The organism is Atribacteraceae bacterium, from assembly GCA_035477455.1.
Lineage (GTDB): Bacteria > Atribacterota > Atribacteria > Atribacterales > Atribacteraceae > DATIKP01.
The window spans coordinates 1-14,999 of the sequence record DATIKP010000019.1 but is presented as its reverse complement, the minus strand read 5'-3'; the positions used below and the strand labels follow the sequence as shown (position 1 = coordinate 14,999).

Below are 14,999 nucleotides of genomic sequence, written 5' to 3'. Positions count from 1 at the left end.
TAACTGAAAGGTTATACCCGAAAAGTCACCTCAGGAAATTCCCAGTATCTCTAAAACCTGCTTTTTCATTTCTTCCTTCCGGCAAATTTTCCGGTGGCGAACCGGCTCGGTAGCAAGCTTTACGAGAGGGGTGGGTACAGAAAGGCCGGTTTCCCGGGAGAGAATGTCGATAAGTTCGAAATCATCGGCCTTGTAATCCCTTCCCAGAGCCTTCATTACCGATGCGGTAAATTTGAATGGACTGGCGGTGGAGACGATGACGGCCTTGGTTGGGTTCTGGGTCTTTTCCCGATATCCGGAGTAAACGGCATGACCGACGGCGGTATGGGGATCGATCAAATAACCGGAACTTTCATACACTTGTTTTATGCTTTGCGATGTCTCCTCCTCCGTTGCAAAGCCAGCGTAAAAATCAGAAAGTGCTTCTCGCATAATTGGCGAAATATCGAAACGTCCAGTAAGATTCAACCGGTCCATCATTTGCCTGACCGATGCCGAGTCATCATCGCTGGCATGATAGAGAAGGCGTTCCAGGTTGCCGGAGACCAGAATGTCCATAGAGGGAGACATGGTCATCACGAAGTCACGGTTCTTATCATAGGTCCCGCTCGTGAAAAAGTCAAAAAGCACCCGGTTTTCATTAGACGCACAGATCAGACGGTTTACTGGTAATCCCAATTGCTTGGCGTAATAGGCAGCCAGGATGTTTCCGAAGTTTCCGGTAGGCACAACGTAATCAATCGGTTCGTCCCGCTTGATCTCCCCGGAACGGAGGAGTTGGGTATAGGCAAAAAAATAATAAACGATCTGGGGGACAAGCCGTCCAATATTAATCGAATTGGCCGACGAAAACATATAGTTCGACTGGTACAACTTTGCCGACAAGGCGGGATCGGTAAAAATTGCTTTTACTCCCGCCTGGGCGTCGTCAAAGTTACCTTCGATGCCGATCACATAAGCGTTTTCTCCATGCTGAGTTACCATTTGTCTTTTTTGGATCTGAGTCACTCCATGCTCGGGGAAAAAAACGATGATTTTCGTTCCTTCCACCCCGGCAAATCCTTCCAAGGCGGCCTTGCCGGTATCCCCAGAGGTTGCCGTCAGGATGACGATCTCCCGGTCGGTTCCGGACATGCGCGCGGCCTGTTTCATAAGATGGGGCAGGATCGTCAGGGCCACATCTTTAAAAGCCAGCGTCGGTCCGTGAAAAAGCTCTAAATAATACACATCGTCTCGTTTCACCAGCGGGGCGATATGGGGAGTATCGAAGGTATTTAAATAGGCAAGGTCGATACAGGCTTTAAGGTCGGCATCAGAAAAATCGGTGAAATATTCGGCCATCACTACCAAAGCGATTTCCTGATAGGACTTGTTCACTATCTCGAGTGGATCGAGCGAATCGAGTGGAAGCGGATCGGGCACGTAGAGGCCCCCATCCGAAGCGATTCCAGAAAGGATCGCGCCGGCGGATGATTGTTTAGCGGACTTTCCACGAGTGCTGGTATAGAAAAGATTCGACATTGGACACTCCTTTTCGGTCTAATCCACATGAGTAGGAACAGAAACAGGAATGGTGGAGAATGGAACCTTTTCCAAAAAATAATCCATGAGGCGGTGTCCATCGGGTATCATCAAATCAGTTTCCAGGGCGGATTTTTCTGAATATCCTCTCCCCACAAAGTTCCTTTTTTCGTGACTCCGGAAGATCAAAAAAGGGACTGCGTCCCGGGTATGAGTTCTAACAGAAAGCGGTGTGGCGTGATCGGGAAGGAAGAGGATGCTGTAGACTTTCTTCTCCTGGTTCAGAGCATTCACAATAACCTCAACGACTTCTCTGTCGATCAGCTCAATCGACCTTACTTTTTTCGACAATTCATTCCGATGGCTGCATTCATCAGGAGCCTCAATATGAACAAAAACAAAATCGTTTTCTTGCTGCAGGCATTGCAAGGCCGCGGTCGCCAGCCCCCGGTAGTTGGTATGGAAATCCCCGGTTGCTCCCGGGACATTGATCGACTCAAGACCTGCACAGATTCCCAGGCCTTTGATCAAATCAACTTCGGAAATAACCGAACCTCTCACGCCATATTTCTCCGGAAAGCTCTGCAATGAAGGTTTCTTGCCCTCGCCCCAAATCCAGATGGAATTCGCCGGATACAAACCCTGATCTTCTCTTCTTCTGTTCAGGGGATGGTTCTGCAGCAAACCGCCGCTTCGTTGCATGATATCCAAGAATACCTCACTGTACTCCCCCTTGGGGAGGAAATCTCCAATGACTCGTCCCAGAATATCGTGAGGAGGCGTAAGGTCCCATGTGTCCGGCCCCCCGTTCCAGACCAAGAGATGACGATAACTCAACCCCGGATAAAAAGTGAACCCATCTCTTCCCAACTCCTGGTTAATAAGTTCGATCAGGGCCTTTCCTTCCTCGGTCGATATCTCCCCGGCACTGTGGTCGAGGATTGTTTTGTCCCGGTAATTTTTTTCTTCAGTCAGGGTGATCAGGTTCACTCGGAAGACGATATCCTCATCCTGAAGGTCAATCCCCATGCTGGCCGCCTCGAATGGTGAGCGGCCGCTGTAAAAAAGATGAGGATCATAGCCGAGAACCGATAGGTTGGCCACGTCACTCCCCGCCGGCAGATCGTCGGGAATGGTCTTCACCAGTCCCAATACGCCCCATTCGGCCAACGAATCGATACAGGGTGTATGCGCTTCTTCGAGGGGAGTCCGACCGTCCAGTTCCAGAATCGGATAATCGGCCATTCCATCTCCCAGGATCACGATATATTTCACTATTGTCACCTCTTTTCGAAACGATGCATTCGGTATGCCGCTTTTTACCACAACCAGAACATGATTAAGAATTACCATCCCGGCCGCCGCACATAAAACAAGTAACCTGAGCAGGACTACCCGGCAAACGGCCGGAAAAAGATCGATCGCTTCCGGGCGACTCAAGATCACCCTTTTTCCGGTTTCCCCGGGGTAGTCAGACGTATTCCGTCTCTTCGTGCACTTTATGGCAGGAAACAAGATGCATAGGAAACGCTTCCTTGAGTTCCGGTTGTTTCCGGGCACAAAAATCCTTGACATAGGGACAGCGGGTGTGAAACCGACATCCAGCCGGGGGATTTGCCGGGCTGGGAACGTCGCCTTCCAGGATGATCCGTTTCTTTTTGCGGAATGGGTCCATGACCGGGACCGCCGAAAGAAGCGTCTGGGAATAGGGATGCAGCGGATTCCGGTAAAAATCGTTTTTGGGCGCCTGTTCGACCAGCGATCCAAGATACATGACCCCCACCCGGTCCGACATATGTTTCACCACGCTCAGATCATGAGAAATAAAAAGGAAAGTCAAGCCGAAGGTCTTCTTCAATTCTTTCAACAAGTTGATGATTTGAGATTGAATGGATACATCAAGCGCTGATATTGGCTCATCAGCTACAATAAACCGAGGATTGAGAACCAATGCCCGGGCGATCACCACCCGTTGCCTCTGACCTCCGGAGAACTCGTGAGGATAGCGGTTGTAGTGGTAGGGAGCCAGACCGCATACTTCCAAAATAGATTCTGTTTTTTTCTTTCGTTCTTTCCCGTGGGCGATGCCGTGGACCTCCAACGCTTCACCGATCGCCTCACCAACGACCATGCGCGGGTTGAGGGAACTGTAAGGATCTTGAAAAATTATCTGGATTTCCTTACGCAGGGTCCGAAGTTGGTGTTTTCCCATGAGGAAGACATCCTGACCCTGAAAAAAAACAGTACCCGCAGTCGGTGTCAGCATCTTCAGGATGGTATGTCCAGTCGTCGTCTTTCCGCAGCCGGATTCACCGACCAGAGCATACGCTTCACCAGGGTAAATATCCAGATCGATCCCATCCACTGCCCGGATATATCCGATCACCCGGGAAAAGACCCCGGTGGTTATCGGAAAATACTTTTTCAGTCCCCGGACCTTAAGCATCGGTTCAGCGGTCGGCATGGGAATGATCCTTTATTCTATTGTAAAGCCAGCATCGGACCTTTCGACCGGATTCAACTTCGAAGACCCCGGGCATTTCTCTGCGACAAAGATCCATGGTGTGGGGACACCGGGGGTGGAAGGAACAGCCGGCGGGCATCGCCGTGGGATTAGGGACGGACCCCGGTATAAAATCGAGAATTTCTTTCTCGTCTTCAAGCGAAGGCTTTGAATTGATTAATCCTACGGTATACGGGTGGAGCGGTCTGCTGACCAAGGAAACGATGTCGGTGTCCTCCACCACTTTTCCGGCGTACATGACCACCACGTGTTCAGCCATCTCCGAGATCACTCCCAAATCGTGAGTGATAAAAATGATGGCGGTGTTGATTTGTTGCTTCAAATCTTTCATGAGTTCCAGAATTTGCGCCTGGATGGTCACATCAAGAGCCGTGGTCGGCTCGTCGGCGATTAACAGGCTGGGATTGCAGGATAAGGCCATAGCGATCATAGCCCTCTGGCGCATGCCCCCGCTGAGCTGGTGGGGATATTCATTGAGGACCTCAGCCGGTCGGGGGATACCGACCAAGCGGAGCATCTCCACCACTTTTTTCGCGGCCGCATTCTGTTCTAAACCCTGATGCAGCCGTATCACTTCAGCGACCTGGTCACCGATCGTATAGACCGGATTGAAGGAAATCATAGGCTCCTGAAAGATCATGGCGATTTCGTTCCCGCGAATCCGCCGCATCTCCGCTTCATTCAGGTCAAGAAGATTCTTTTCTTTAAAAAGAACCTCACCTCCTTCGATCCTGCCCGGCGGATAATACACCAGCCGCAGGATGCTCAGGGAAACCACGCTTTTTCCACAGCCCGATTCACCGACCAGCCCCATGACCTCACCGGGGCGCACTGTGAAGGAAACGCCGTCGACTGCCCGGATAACCGTATCTTCTAAATAAAAGGTCGTTTTTAAATCTTTTACCTGCAGGAGAAATTCCATCGGCCGGCCTTTATAGAAATTTTCTCGATTTCGGATCTAGAGCGTCGCGTAATCCGTCACCAAGCAGGTTAAACCCCAGGATCATAAAAAGAATCGCTAAGCCAGGATACGTAGTCAGGTGATGAGCAACCCGGATGTACTCCCGACCCCTGCTGAGCATGGCCCCCCATTCCGGATCGGGTGGTTGGGCTCCCAGCCCTAAAAATCCTAATCCCGCAGCCCAGAGAATAGCGGTGGCGAATTGAAAAGTTGATTGAACAATGATTGGTCCCAGGCAGTTGGGGAGAATGTGACGGATGATTATTCGGAAGTTGCCGATGCCCAACGCTTTCGCTGCGGAAACATACCCCTGTTTTTTCACCATAAGCACGGAACCCCGCACCATACGAGTATAAATAGGAATCGAAGCGATGCCGGTGGCGATCATCACATTTTCCACGCCGACCCCGAGAATTGTGACCACGACGATGGCCAGGAGGATTCCCGGAAAAGCGATCATAATGTCGACAATCCGTTGTATGAAAAGGTCGAATCTCCCGCCATAATATCCGGAGAGCGATCCGATGGGTATTCCAACTAGCATCCCGATACTGACCGAGATAAATCCAATAGCCAGGGATATGCGTGAACCATACAATATTCTGGCGAAGACATCTCTTCCCAGCTCATCCGTACCCAAGAAGTGTTCACGGGAAGGTGCATCTAAAACCCGTGAAAAATCAGGGGACGTAGGGCTGTATGGCGTCAATATCGGTGCCAGCAGGGCGCAGAGAAAAAAGAAGCTCAGGATGAATAAGCCGACTATGGCGATTCGGTTACGACGTATATTTCGCAAGATCTGGGCAAGCTCGCTGTCTCCCCGAAACCAGTTCTTTTTGATTTCCGTCTCAGCGAGCTGCATGGCTCAATCGACCTCCTGAGTTCCGTAGTTGATCCTGGGATCAAGGAAGGCGTAAATCACGTCGACCACTAAGTTGATCAAGACAAAGGACACGGCTATGAGGAGTACCGCGCCTTGGACGAGGGGATAATCCCTGGTTAGGATCGAATCGACCATCAAGCGCCCGATTCCCGGCCAGGAGAACACTGTTTCGGTTAATACGGCCCCCCCCAGAAGAGTCCCGAACTGCAACCCCATGACCGTAACCACAGGGATGAGCGCGTTTTTCAAAGCGTGTTTATAGATGACGACTCGTTCGTTCAGCCCCTTGGAACGAGCCGTGGTGATATACTCCTGACTCAGAACTTCGAGCATGCTCGATCGGGTAATTCGGGCGATAAGGGCGGCGGTGGCCAGGCCGAGGGTCAGTGCCGGTAAAATGAGGTGGGCCCAGGTACCCATCCCTCCCGAGGGCAACCAGCCCAAGCGTACCGAGAAGAAAATTTGAAACATCGCCCCCAGCCAAAAGACCGGAGCGGCGACTCCGATCAGCGCACCGATCATGCTGACGTTATCGAAAAGCGAGTATCGCTTGGTTGCCGAGATAATTCCGGCTCCAACACCGACGAGAGTGGCGATTACCATTGCAGCAACAGCTAATTGTACGGTGTTCGGAAAGCGTTCACGGAGTTCGGTTGTTACTGGTCTGCGTGTAAACGTCGATCTTCCCAGATCGCCCCGCAGTAGGTTCCGCATATAAACAAAGTACTGTATGTGCAGAGCTTGATCCAGCAGAAGATCTCTCCGGACCTGTTCGATGTATTCCGGTGACGCATGAACTCCGGCGATAGCTCTGGCCGGATCACCGGGAATAAAACGGATAATGGAAAAAACCAGGATCGACACTCCGATTAAGACCGGAATAGTCAGCAAAAGCCTCCTTATAATATAACTATACATCTCATTAGCTCCCTGATCATTTTCGTAACAAAAGGGACAGGGCGGCCACGGGTGCAAATGCCCCCCCACCGACCCTGTCCCTTGAGTCATAGGCGCTTTATGCGTTTTGCCTCATTACCGGATACTTACTCGATCCAGGCATCCCAAGCCAGAATGTTTTCCAGAGGATGATGGATTAACCCTTTGACATTGGACCGGACTGCGTTAACCTGTCCTTCGTTGTAAAGGAAAAGCCAAGGAGCATCGTTCCAGATCAGCTCAATGGCCTGGGCATAGAGTTGCTCGCGTACTCCTCGGTCGGGAGTGATCCGCGCCTCATCAAGAAGGGCATCCACTTCTGCGTTAGCATAATAAGAGACGTTATTCCGGGGTGGCCACTGGCTGGAATGGAAAAGAGCGTATAGGCCATAGTCAGCATCCAGGGTTACCGTTCCCCACCCGAGCATATACATATCGTGTTCGGCCTGTTCTGGAGGGACGATGACTGTAGCCAGATAGGTACCCCAGTCATAGGTCGTCAATCGGGCGGTGATACCTACTTCCTGGAGCATAGCCTGGACTGCTTCAGTAACCGTGGCATCCTGGGGGTACCGGCCGGTCGGGTGGAAGAGTTCGATTTCAAAACCGTCGGGATAGCCGGCTTCGGCCAGCAACGCTCTTGCCTTTTCCGGATCGTATTCATACGGTCCGACTGTGTGATAACCAAAAATCACTGGGACGATTGGTGCTGAGGAAGGTTCGCCGACACCCTGGAAAATAGCTTCGATAAGCACGTCTTTATTCACTGCGTGGTTGATAGCCCTTCTCACTCTCACATCCTGAAATATTTCACGTTCCAGGTTGAAGCCGATGTAAATCAGCCGCACACTTGTTTGACGGACGATATCGATATCGGGATCCTCATCAAGGCGGACGATATCCGTCGGCGGAACGGCCATGATAGCGTGGACCTCTCCGGTTTCCAGCATGATGACCCGGGACCCTGCTTCGGGAACAAACTTGAAAGTTACGGTATCGAGCTTAGGGGCTCCATCCCAATAATCCTCGTTCCGCCTCATCGTGATCTGTTCGCCGCGGTCCCAGGAAACAAATTTAAATGGCCCGGTACCCACCGGAGCCTGGGCGAATTCACCCTCCGGCAGAGCTTCCAAAGAGGCTGGACTGTGCATGCCGATAAAGGAATGCGACAGATGAGAAGCAATCGGAGCAAAGGGTTTTTTCAGATGTACTTGAATTGTGTATTCATCAACGACTTCCACCGAGGAAACTTCGCCGAGCAGGAAGGAAAAAATAGCTGCCTTGGCAGGATCTTCAACCCCCATAAAGCGGTCCAGGTTATACTTCACCGCTTCGGCATTGAAGGGAGTTCCGTCATGGAACCTGACCCCTTCCCGCAGATTGATTAACCAGGACATATCGTCCTCCGCCGGCTCCCAGGAAACCGCCAGAGCAGGTTGAAGCGTACCGTCCACATCCAGGTAAATCAATGTCTCCACCATATGTTCGGCAATCGTCGCCGCCGGTGCGGACATCATCTTCAGCGGATCCAAATTTTCCGGCTCGGCCCCAATAGCGATCACCATATCCTGAGATACGGCAAAAGCACCTTGCGCGAAAAGCAACGAAGCGAGAACCAGAATCATTGCAATGACAATCATCTTTATACGCATGCCTGACATAGTAGAAACCTCCTCAGATATTCAAATTTCATTCTCCGCCTACTAACACCTGAATATTACCTATTAAACAGTATTTCCTCACCTCCTCCCCTCTCTTCTGATCTATTCTCACAATCTCTTCTCCGAATAGAAACCCAACCTATTTTCCCTTTAGAAAATTTTCTTTCCCCTTGGGGAGGAAATTTCATCTTGTTTTCTGACATCGTACGCGAAAAATACAGCACCGGTTGCCAACTTAAATGCTCAACTTGAATTATCTGGAAAAAACGCACCCCTGTCAATCCCGCGAATTGCCTCATCAATTATCTTAAGGAAATTCAATCGTTGCCTCACCAAAAATTCTAAAGATACTTTATCATGCCTTCCAGAGTCTGATCGAGGGAAGGTGTGATGAGAGGTGAGGCATGGCATATCAGAAGGCCGGTAAAAAAGAGAAAACGATGTTAGATGAATTCATCCGACTCACCGGGTACCAGCGGGCCTCTGCCGGTTCTGTGCTCAACGCTGGGGGATGTGAAGGACGACCCTCCCCGGCTTTCTGGCAGTGGAGACCGGGTGGCTCCTGACGGGGGAAGCCCCCGGGAGACTTCTGTCAGATCCTGGACATTACGAGGATTAAACATGAATTATCGAATGGGCTGACTTGAAATGTACGTATTCACCCGGGATTCTTCCCTGACATGCACGATTTACCCTCCCCGAGCGGTGGTTCGCCGTTCTCTGAGCGGCCCTCCCTGCCACGGCCATCGTCCCTCGATCTCCATGGACAAGATGACACCCAGAAAGGTCCGGATACCTACAATCATGGCTAAGATGAGAACGCTGTAGTAGGTTGGCTGAACGGCTACGGTTCGGATGAGGTCTCCAGCAACCAGGAACTCCAGACCCAAAATTATCGAGCGGCCAATTCCGTGCCGATATGGGATATAGAGATCTTTGAAAGAACTGCCTTTCCGGAGCCGGGATATAAAATCGGCGCTAACGGCTACTCCCCCTCCCACCATGACTGCGATCCCCAAAATATCGATGGCCAGACCTATATGATCTACGATTTCGATGATGTTCATATCTCCCAATCCCCCAAGCAAGTTTTTTACTTATTGTATCGGAGAAGCTAAGAATAGTCAGTCTTTCTCGGTAGACTGCCGATCAGTTCTTTCTCAGTAGTATTTTTACAGCCCGATGTATGCCGCCTACGGAAAAATCGTCAACACCTCCAAGCCTTCTTTCTCTAAGGAAAGACCGGCCGCTTCCCGCTTAAATGATGTCACGATGTAACAATTTGACAAGTGATTATTCATTCTGTCATGATCATGCCGAGACGGATTAAGCCTGTCAACATGCCGAATTGCCTCATTCTGCGCTCGTCTATGAGTTTTTGAGGAATATTTATAGGATGATGGAGATGACTATGCTACCGATCGAACTGACCGCCACCACCACCTTCGGGCTCGAAGCTATCGTAAAACGGGAGCTGCAGAATTTGGGATACCGGGTCGACGAAGTTTCCGATGGCAAAGTCACTATTACAGCCCGCAAAGAAGATATTCCCCGCACCAACCTGTGGATCCGATCAGCCGACCGGATCCTCTTAAATATGGGTTCGTTTCCCGTCCGGACTTTCGATGAGCTGTTTGAAGGAACCCGGGCCCTTCCCTGGGACGAATGGATCAGTAGAGATGGTTCCTTTCCGGTCAGCGGAAAATCCTCCAAATCCGTCCTTTCCAGTGTTCCCGCCTGCCAGGGAATCGTCAAGAAAGCCATTGTCGAGAAAATGAAAGCCAATTACCATGTGGAGCGTTTCCCGGAATCGGGGCCGTCTTTCCCCGTCCAAGTCTCCCTCCTTAACGACATTGCCAACTTGACGATCGATACCAGCGGAATTGCGCTCCATAAACGAGGTTACCGGAACAAGGCAGTGGAGGCCCCCTTGAAGGAAACCCTGGCCGCGGCCATGGTTCAGCTCAGTTTCTGGAACGCTGACCGACTCCTTGTCGATCCCTTTTGTGGATCCGGGACCATCCTCATCGAGGCCGCCTTGATCGGCCACAATATCCCGCCTGGTCTCCATCGCACTTTTGCTTCCGAACGCTGGCCGGCGGTGCCCGGATGTTTTTGGCAAAGTGTCCGTGAGGAGGCGGAGGGGTTGATCAACCGGTCAAGCAAGCTCGTCATTCACGGCTTTGATATCGACCAGCGGGCGGTTGGAATCTCACGTGAAAACGCTCGAAAAGCCGGGGTCATGGATGCAGTGCACTTTTCGGTCCGACCTTTGGAAAAAACTGATCTTGCCCAGCGGTATGGTGTCGTTATCACCAATCCACCTTACGGAGAACGAACCGGCAAACGGGAAACAGTCCAGCACCTCTGCCGGGAAATAGGAAGGATCTTCCGAAGCGACCCGACCTGGTCGGTCTATGTCCTCAGTCCGGAAAACGATTTCGAACGATTGTATGGAAAGAAGGCGGACCGGAAACGAAAACTCTTCAATGGAACCATTCAAGTGAATTACTTTCAATTTTACGGGGAGCGGCCGCCCCGGGGACATTGAACTGTCATTAAGGAATGTGAAGCTCCCTGAGCGTTCTACCCTTGCGAGGGCAGAATAAAAAAGAAGCTATTGGACTTGACATAAGTCGGGGTTAACATTTGAAGAAGTTCAACGCAAAGGCGCGAAGTTCATAAAACAGCTTGTAATCTCGACGTACTGGATGGTCAGTGTGTCTGTTCCAAATACCGAGCGTCCATCCTCGTTGTACATGGCCCTTAGTTCATCAGTTGCCGCAACGCCTCACGAATGGCTGCGCCGCCACCGAACACAAGAAAGACAAAGTAGATGAGCGTAGCCAGGTTCAGAAGATGCCCATAAAGGACGCAAAGACCGTCGCGCTGCAAAAGGCCGATGGAGAAAAATAATAGAGCGAGGGCAGGTAAAGTATTGCTGAAGGGGATCAGTCCAGACGGTAGCATGAGCAGGACTGCTCCGGCAATGAAAGCGCAGCTGTTCACAATCTGCGCCAGCCGCGTGTAGACAAGCCAGTTCAGGCGATGAGGGCGACTTATACGCTCCAGTACATGGAGCCATGTGCCTCCCCGGCTAAATGCTGCCCTTAGTTTGTCGGCTGACAGGATGCGCTGTGCGATACGTTTCGGTAACCACACGTTGCGGTCGAAGAGAAGACTGATACCGATGAGCAGGATCGCGGCTCCAAAGACGGTGCTGACACCCGGAATCGAGATGGGCACCATAAAGACAATCGTAAGGAAAGCTGCCAGAACCAGTAAGCCGTCCTGTCCGACCAGGTCGCGAATCGCGGCTAACGTCACACCTGTTGGTGGCAAATTGCCAATCAGGACCTTGAGTTTCTCCCCAAGGGTGTCTGTCCGCCCTTCGGTCTGCTGGGATTCGATCAACAACACGGGTCACACCTCACGCGACTCATCACATCCACTCGCACCCGGCTTCTTGTGCGGGAATGTAGTATCGGCATACCAACTCAGCGATGATTGTTTCCCCCGTCTGAAGGCATTCCACCGCCTGTCCAACTATCATGCTCTTAGACGTTCATTCTATCTTTACCGGCAACGTCCACGCAACTGATGAGTAAATTGTAACAAAACCCACATATAAATCAAGCGTGGATTATAATTCAGATTATGGATAACGCGCCCTGATGTTCGCAATCTCAGATCTTGCAAATCAGAACTTGCCAAGGGCAAAGTCTCGCCTTTTCAAAGCCAGGAGGACTTCTTTCCAGGATTGTGCACTTTCCCGGTAGCCGTCTTCCCGGCTCAAAAGTTCTTTTTGCCCGTCTCAGGTAGCCCCGCTACTCACCAACCCACCGGTCTTCTTTTCCAAGTCGGGCGTTCAGGCCTGCCTGCCGGCAGGCAGGTACACCCCGTCCCCCTACCAGGAGACGTAACGTTTCCGGGAAAGATCTCTTTTTCTCCAGGCGGTGAACTCCTCTTCCAGCGGGCCCTCAGCCGGCCATCGTCTGGGGGGAAAGGCCTTTCCCCCATCCTTTCTCCAATTCCGCCACCCGGGTAGCGTGGTGTGGGACTATAAACTCCTCCCCTGCCGCTTCCCGGCTATGACCAGCAGTCTGCGGGCTTCTCTTCCCGGAGGAGTTCGCTCAGATTTGGCTATACCCAAGTTTTGAGGGTAACTCTATTTCCGGTTCATTCACTCCACCCGGCGCACCACGAAGAACTCATAGGCGTAGTAGTCCGAGTGCCTCTTATGCATCTCGGGCTCCTGCGCGAGCTGATCAAGCACGGCGAGCGCTTCGCCGTCGCCCGCGTATCTGCCGCGGAGTTCCTCGATGCGGCTTTGCATCGGCGTGTAAAAATCATCCCACCACGCCTCGTCCGGCAGGGTGAAGTGGCTTATGAGCGAGAAACCGCAGCTCTCGATCGCCGCCAGGACGTCGGGGACTCGGCCCATGGTCGGGTAGTCCAAGTCGAAGCTCGCTTTGACCTCGGGCGGCGGGTTCTCTTTGCGCCAGACCGCGTCGGTGAAGGCGAGGTAGCCACCGGGACGCAACAGCTTGTGGCAGACACGCAGGGCGTTCTCGATGCCGATATTGTAGAGCGCCCCCTCGGACCAGACGAGGTCGAAGCTCGCAGGCGATAGCCCAAGGTTGGCCATGTCGCCGACCACCAGCGAAACTCGTTTCGTGAGCCCAAGCTCGGCGACCGCCGCGCGCAATCGCTCGATACTCGGAACGTGGCTGTCCACGGCAACGATGGTTCCTGATGTGAGTCCGGCGAGATGGAGGGTCTGCCCGCCGACGCCGCATCCCAGATCAAGCACCACGGGCGCAGGCGGCAGATCGCGACACAGGGCGAGCGCCTTGACAGCACAGGTGCGGTTGCCCGGACCTTGTCGGGGCAGCGCCTCGAATACCTCGAAAAAGATCGGCCAGAAGCGCGGCGGGGGTCCGTTCATGTCAGGCCCTTCCGTCGGCGACAGGTCGCAGCCCGAGGAACACCTCGTGTCCGGTGTCGCTGTAACTACCGGAAGCAATCGTGCTCTGACCGCTTCCCTGATTCTTTTTACCATTTCAAATGCGGCCCGGGCTTCGCCTTCGTCAATCGGTTCCCAGTTGCCGGGATAACGCGCTTCGATCGAGTAGCGATTGAGTGGCTGCACATTCTCCACACGAAGAGGTAATGGCTCCGTTTTTTGCAGCAAGTTGAAAAGCACGACCAGGTCATGAGTTCTTGGAAACTCCACGCCCCGCCAAATCAAAACTGCCTTCAGATATTTTTCCGCGCATTGCTGGCAGTGATAAGCCACCGTGTCGAAAGGACAGTTTTCCTCCAGGGTCAAGACGTATTCGGCATTGCGAAAATCATTTTCCGCCTTATTAACCCATCGCTGAATTTCGGCCTTAATCTCAGGCGGCGCGTTCATAGATCACCTTTCCTTCCCGGTCGGCCTGTCGTACCATCGTACCGATAATGTTTTTCTGTTGTTCGTATTGTTCGGGTGTCAATACGATAAAATCCATTGGAACGATCCGGTCTGCCATCAGCAGATCAATTTCATTTGCCTTCTGCCTGGTGGAGCCCTTCACTTCCATGACGACAAGAATGTCAAGGTCGCTGTCCGGTCCGGGTTTGTCTCCGGCATAAGACCCGAAAAGAATAATGCGTTGGGGCTGGAATCTGGAAACAATTCGATGCTTCACTTCATCGAGAACTTTTTGGATTTCGTTGTGCATAAATTACCTCTTATCGGATAATTGAAATCATCTCGCCTTTGCCCACCACTTCCGCATCCTTCATTCCGCGTTCATCCTTCCCTAATCTCCCACAGATGGTTTTCAGCAATCAGATTCGTGGGCAGTGTGTAGTCGCCCTCGTCCATTTCATGAAACATGATGATGCGGCCGTGCGATCTCCGGCCGGGCAAGAGGAGCAAAACCCGGTCCTCGTCCGCCGCCATGGTTCGTAGCAGGTTCAGCTTGATGTGATAGGCAAAGAGCATCTCCGGATTGGATAAGACGAGGGGGATACCCTTGCCTAAGATTCGTGCGCAGGAACCGCTCGAATGCCCTGGCCACGTGAGCAGCCGTTGGTTCGGGCCGCTTGGCTTCGTTTTCAGCAAGCTGTTTAAACTCGTCATCTGGGATGGCGTCAAGGATGCCCCGGTTTATATTGACGGGTTTTGGGAATGGATCGCCGTCGGTGGTCTTGACGTCGACACCTGGTGTCCAACGTTATCGTTTCCCGGCCAGCTTCCGTGCCCGTCGATCAGGTTGGCGCCGACGTCGGCACCCGCCGCCCTTCCAAACCCTTGCTGGCACAGCGTTTTTACACCGCCATGCGAGCATGTGATCAACGCCACGGTGCCAAGCCCATTGAAGGGGAAGACACGTACCGTGGCGTTCTCGCCTCCTGTAGAGGCAACTTAAAGATATACCGCCAAACGCTCAAAAAGTCAAACAACAACGATGCCGCTGTCCTGCTCGGGAAGGGGTTGCCCGATAACCGTGGCCGCTTCGCGGG

The 14,999-nt window shown here is 52.2% G+C and carries 15 protein-coding genes; 3 read left to right on the top strand and 12 right to left on the bottom strand.

The window, feature by feature from the left end:
* Positions 1–30: 30 nt before the first annotated feature.
* From thrC to VLH40_00870, 7 genes are all read right to left on the bottom strand, one after another.
* Positions 31–1,521, bottom strand: coding sequence for a threonine synthase (gene thrC / locus VLH40_00900; GenBank protein ID HSV30568.1), 1,491 nt, complete (start codon positions 1,519–1,521; stop codon positions 31–33).
* An 18-nt stretch (positions 1,522–1,539) separates the two neighbouring features.
* Positions 1,540–2,967 carry a cofactor-independent phosphoglycerate mutase gene (locus tag VLH40_00895; protein ID HSV30567.1) on the bottom strand — a complete coding sequence of 476 codons (1,428 nt, stop codon included), beginning with the start codon at positions 2,965–2,967 and terminating at the stop codon, positions 1,540–1,542.
* 25 nt (positions 2,968–2,992) lie between these two features.
* The gene (locus VLH40_00890; GenBank protein ID HSV30566.1) at positions 2,993–3,985 is read right to left on the bottom strand and encodes an oligopeptide/dipeptide ABC transporter ATP-binding protein; all 993 of its coding nucleotides are present in this window, start codon (positions 3,983–3,985) and stop codon (positions 2,993–2,995) included.
* Entirely contained in the window at positions 3,972–4,967 is a 996-nt protein-coding gene (locus VLH40_00885; GenBank protein HSV30565.1) for an ABC transporter ATP-binding protein, read from the bottom strand. Before VLH40_00885 ends, VLH40_00890 begins: the two co-directional genes overlap by 14 nt.
* A 10-nt stretch (positions 4,968–4,977) precedes the next feature.
* Entirely contained in the window at positions 4,978–5,868 is an 891-nt protein-coding gene (locus tag VLH40_00880) for an ABC transporter permease (GenBank protein ID HSV30564.1), read from the bottom strand.
* A gap of 3 nt (positions 5,869–5,871) precedes the next feature.
* Positions 5,872–6,807: a nickel ABC transporter permease gene (gene nikB / locus VLH40_00875; protein HSV30563.1), complete on the bottom strand. Its 936-nt coding sequence runs from the start codon at positions 6,805–6,807 to the stop codon at positions 5,872–5,874.
* 125 nt (positions 6,808–6,932) lie between these two features.
* Positions 6,933–8,486, bottom strand: coding sequence for a glutathione ABC transporter substrate-binding protein (locus VLH40_00870; protein ID HSV30562.1), 1,554 nt, complete (start codon positions 8,484–8,486; stop codon positions 6,933–6,935).
* A 404-nt stretch (positions 8,487–8,890) separates the two neighbouring features.
* Here VLH40_00870 and VLH40_00865 point away from each other — a divergent pair, with 404 nt between their 5' ends.
* Positions 8,891–9,052: a hypothetical protein gene (locus VLH40_00865; GenBank protein HSV30561.1), complete on the top strand. Its 162-nt coding sequence runs from the start codon at positions 8,891–8,893 to the stop codon at positions 9,050–9,052.
* A 123-nt stretch (positions 9,053–9,175) separates the two neighbouring features.
* On the opposite strand, the gene VLH40_00860 is transcribed toward VLH40_00865, so the two are convergent.
* On the bottom strand, positions 9,176–9,553 hold the full coding sequence (locus tag VLH40_00860; GenBank protein ID HSV30560.1) for a DUF1622 domain-containing protein: 378 nt from the start codon (positions 9,551–9,553) through the stop codon (positions 9,176–9,178).
* Between the two features lie 329 nt (positions 9,554–9,882).
* Between VLH40_00860 and VLH40_00855 the strand changes: the two genes are divergently transcribed.
* Entirely contained in the window at positions 9,883–11,037 is a 1,155-nt protein-coding gene (locus tag VLH40_00855) for a class I SAM-dependent RNA methyltransferase (protein ID HSV30559.1), read from the top strand.
* A 215-nt stretch (positions 11,038–11,252) separates the two neighbouring features.
* Here the strand turns inward: VLH40_00855 and VLH40_00850 are convergent, their stop codons facing one another.
* From VLH40_00850 to VLH40_00835, 4 genes are all read right to left on the bottom strand, one after another.
* Positions 11,253–11,906, bottom strand: a complete 654-nt coding sequence (locus VLH40_00850) for an exopolysaccharide biosynthesis protein (GenBank protein HSV30558.1) — start codon at positions 11,904–11,906, stop codon at positions 11,253–11,255.
* A 763-nt stretch (positions 11,907–12,669) separates the two neighbouring features.
* Complete coding sequence (locus VLH40_00845) at positions 12,670–13,902, bottom strand: HEPN domain-containing protein (GenBank protein HSV30557.1); 1,233 nt, start codon at positions 13,900–13,902, stop codon at positions 12,670–12,672.
* A complete protein-coding gene (locus tag VLH40_00840) occupies positions 13,886–14,212 on the bottom strand; it encodes a nucleotidyltransferase domain-containing protein (protein ID HSV30556.1) in 327 nt (108 codons plus the stop codon). The genes VLH40_00845 and VLH40_00840 overlap by 17 nt, the downstream gene beginning before the upstream one ends.
* Before the next feature lie 71 nt (positions 14,213–14,283).
* Positions 14,284–14,598: a hypothetical protein gene (locus VLH40_00835; GenBank protein HSV30555.1), complete on the bottom strand. Its 315-nt coding sequence runs from the start codon at positions 14,596–14,598 to the stop codon at positions 14,284–14,286.
* Between the two features lie 102 nt (positions 14,599–14,700).
* Between VLH40_00835 and VLH40_00830 the strand changes: the two genes are divergently transcribed.
* On the top strand, positions 14,701–14,999 hold a 299-nt coding region (locus tag VLH40_00830; GenBank protein ID HSV30554.1), incomplete at its 3' end, for a hypothetical protein.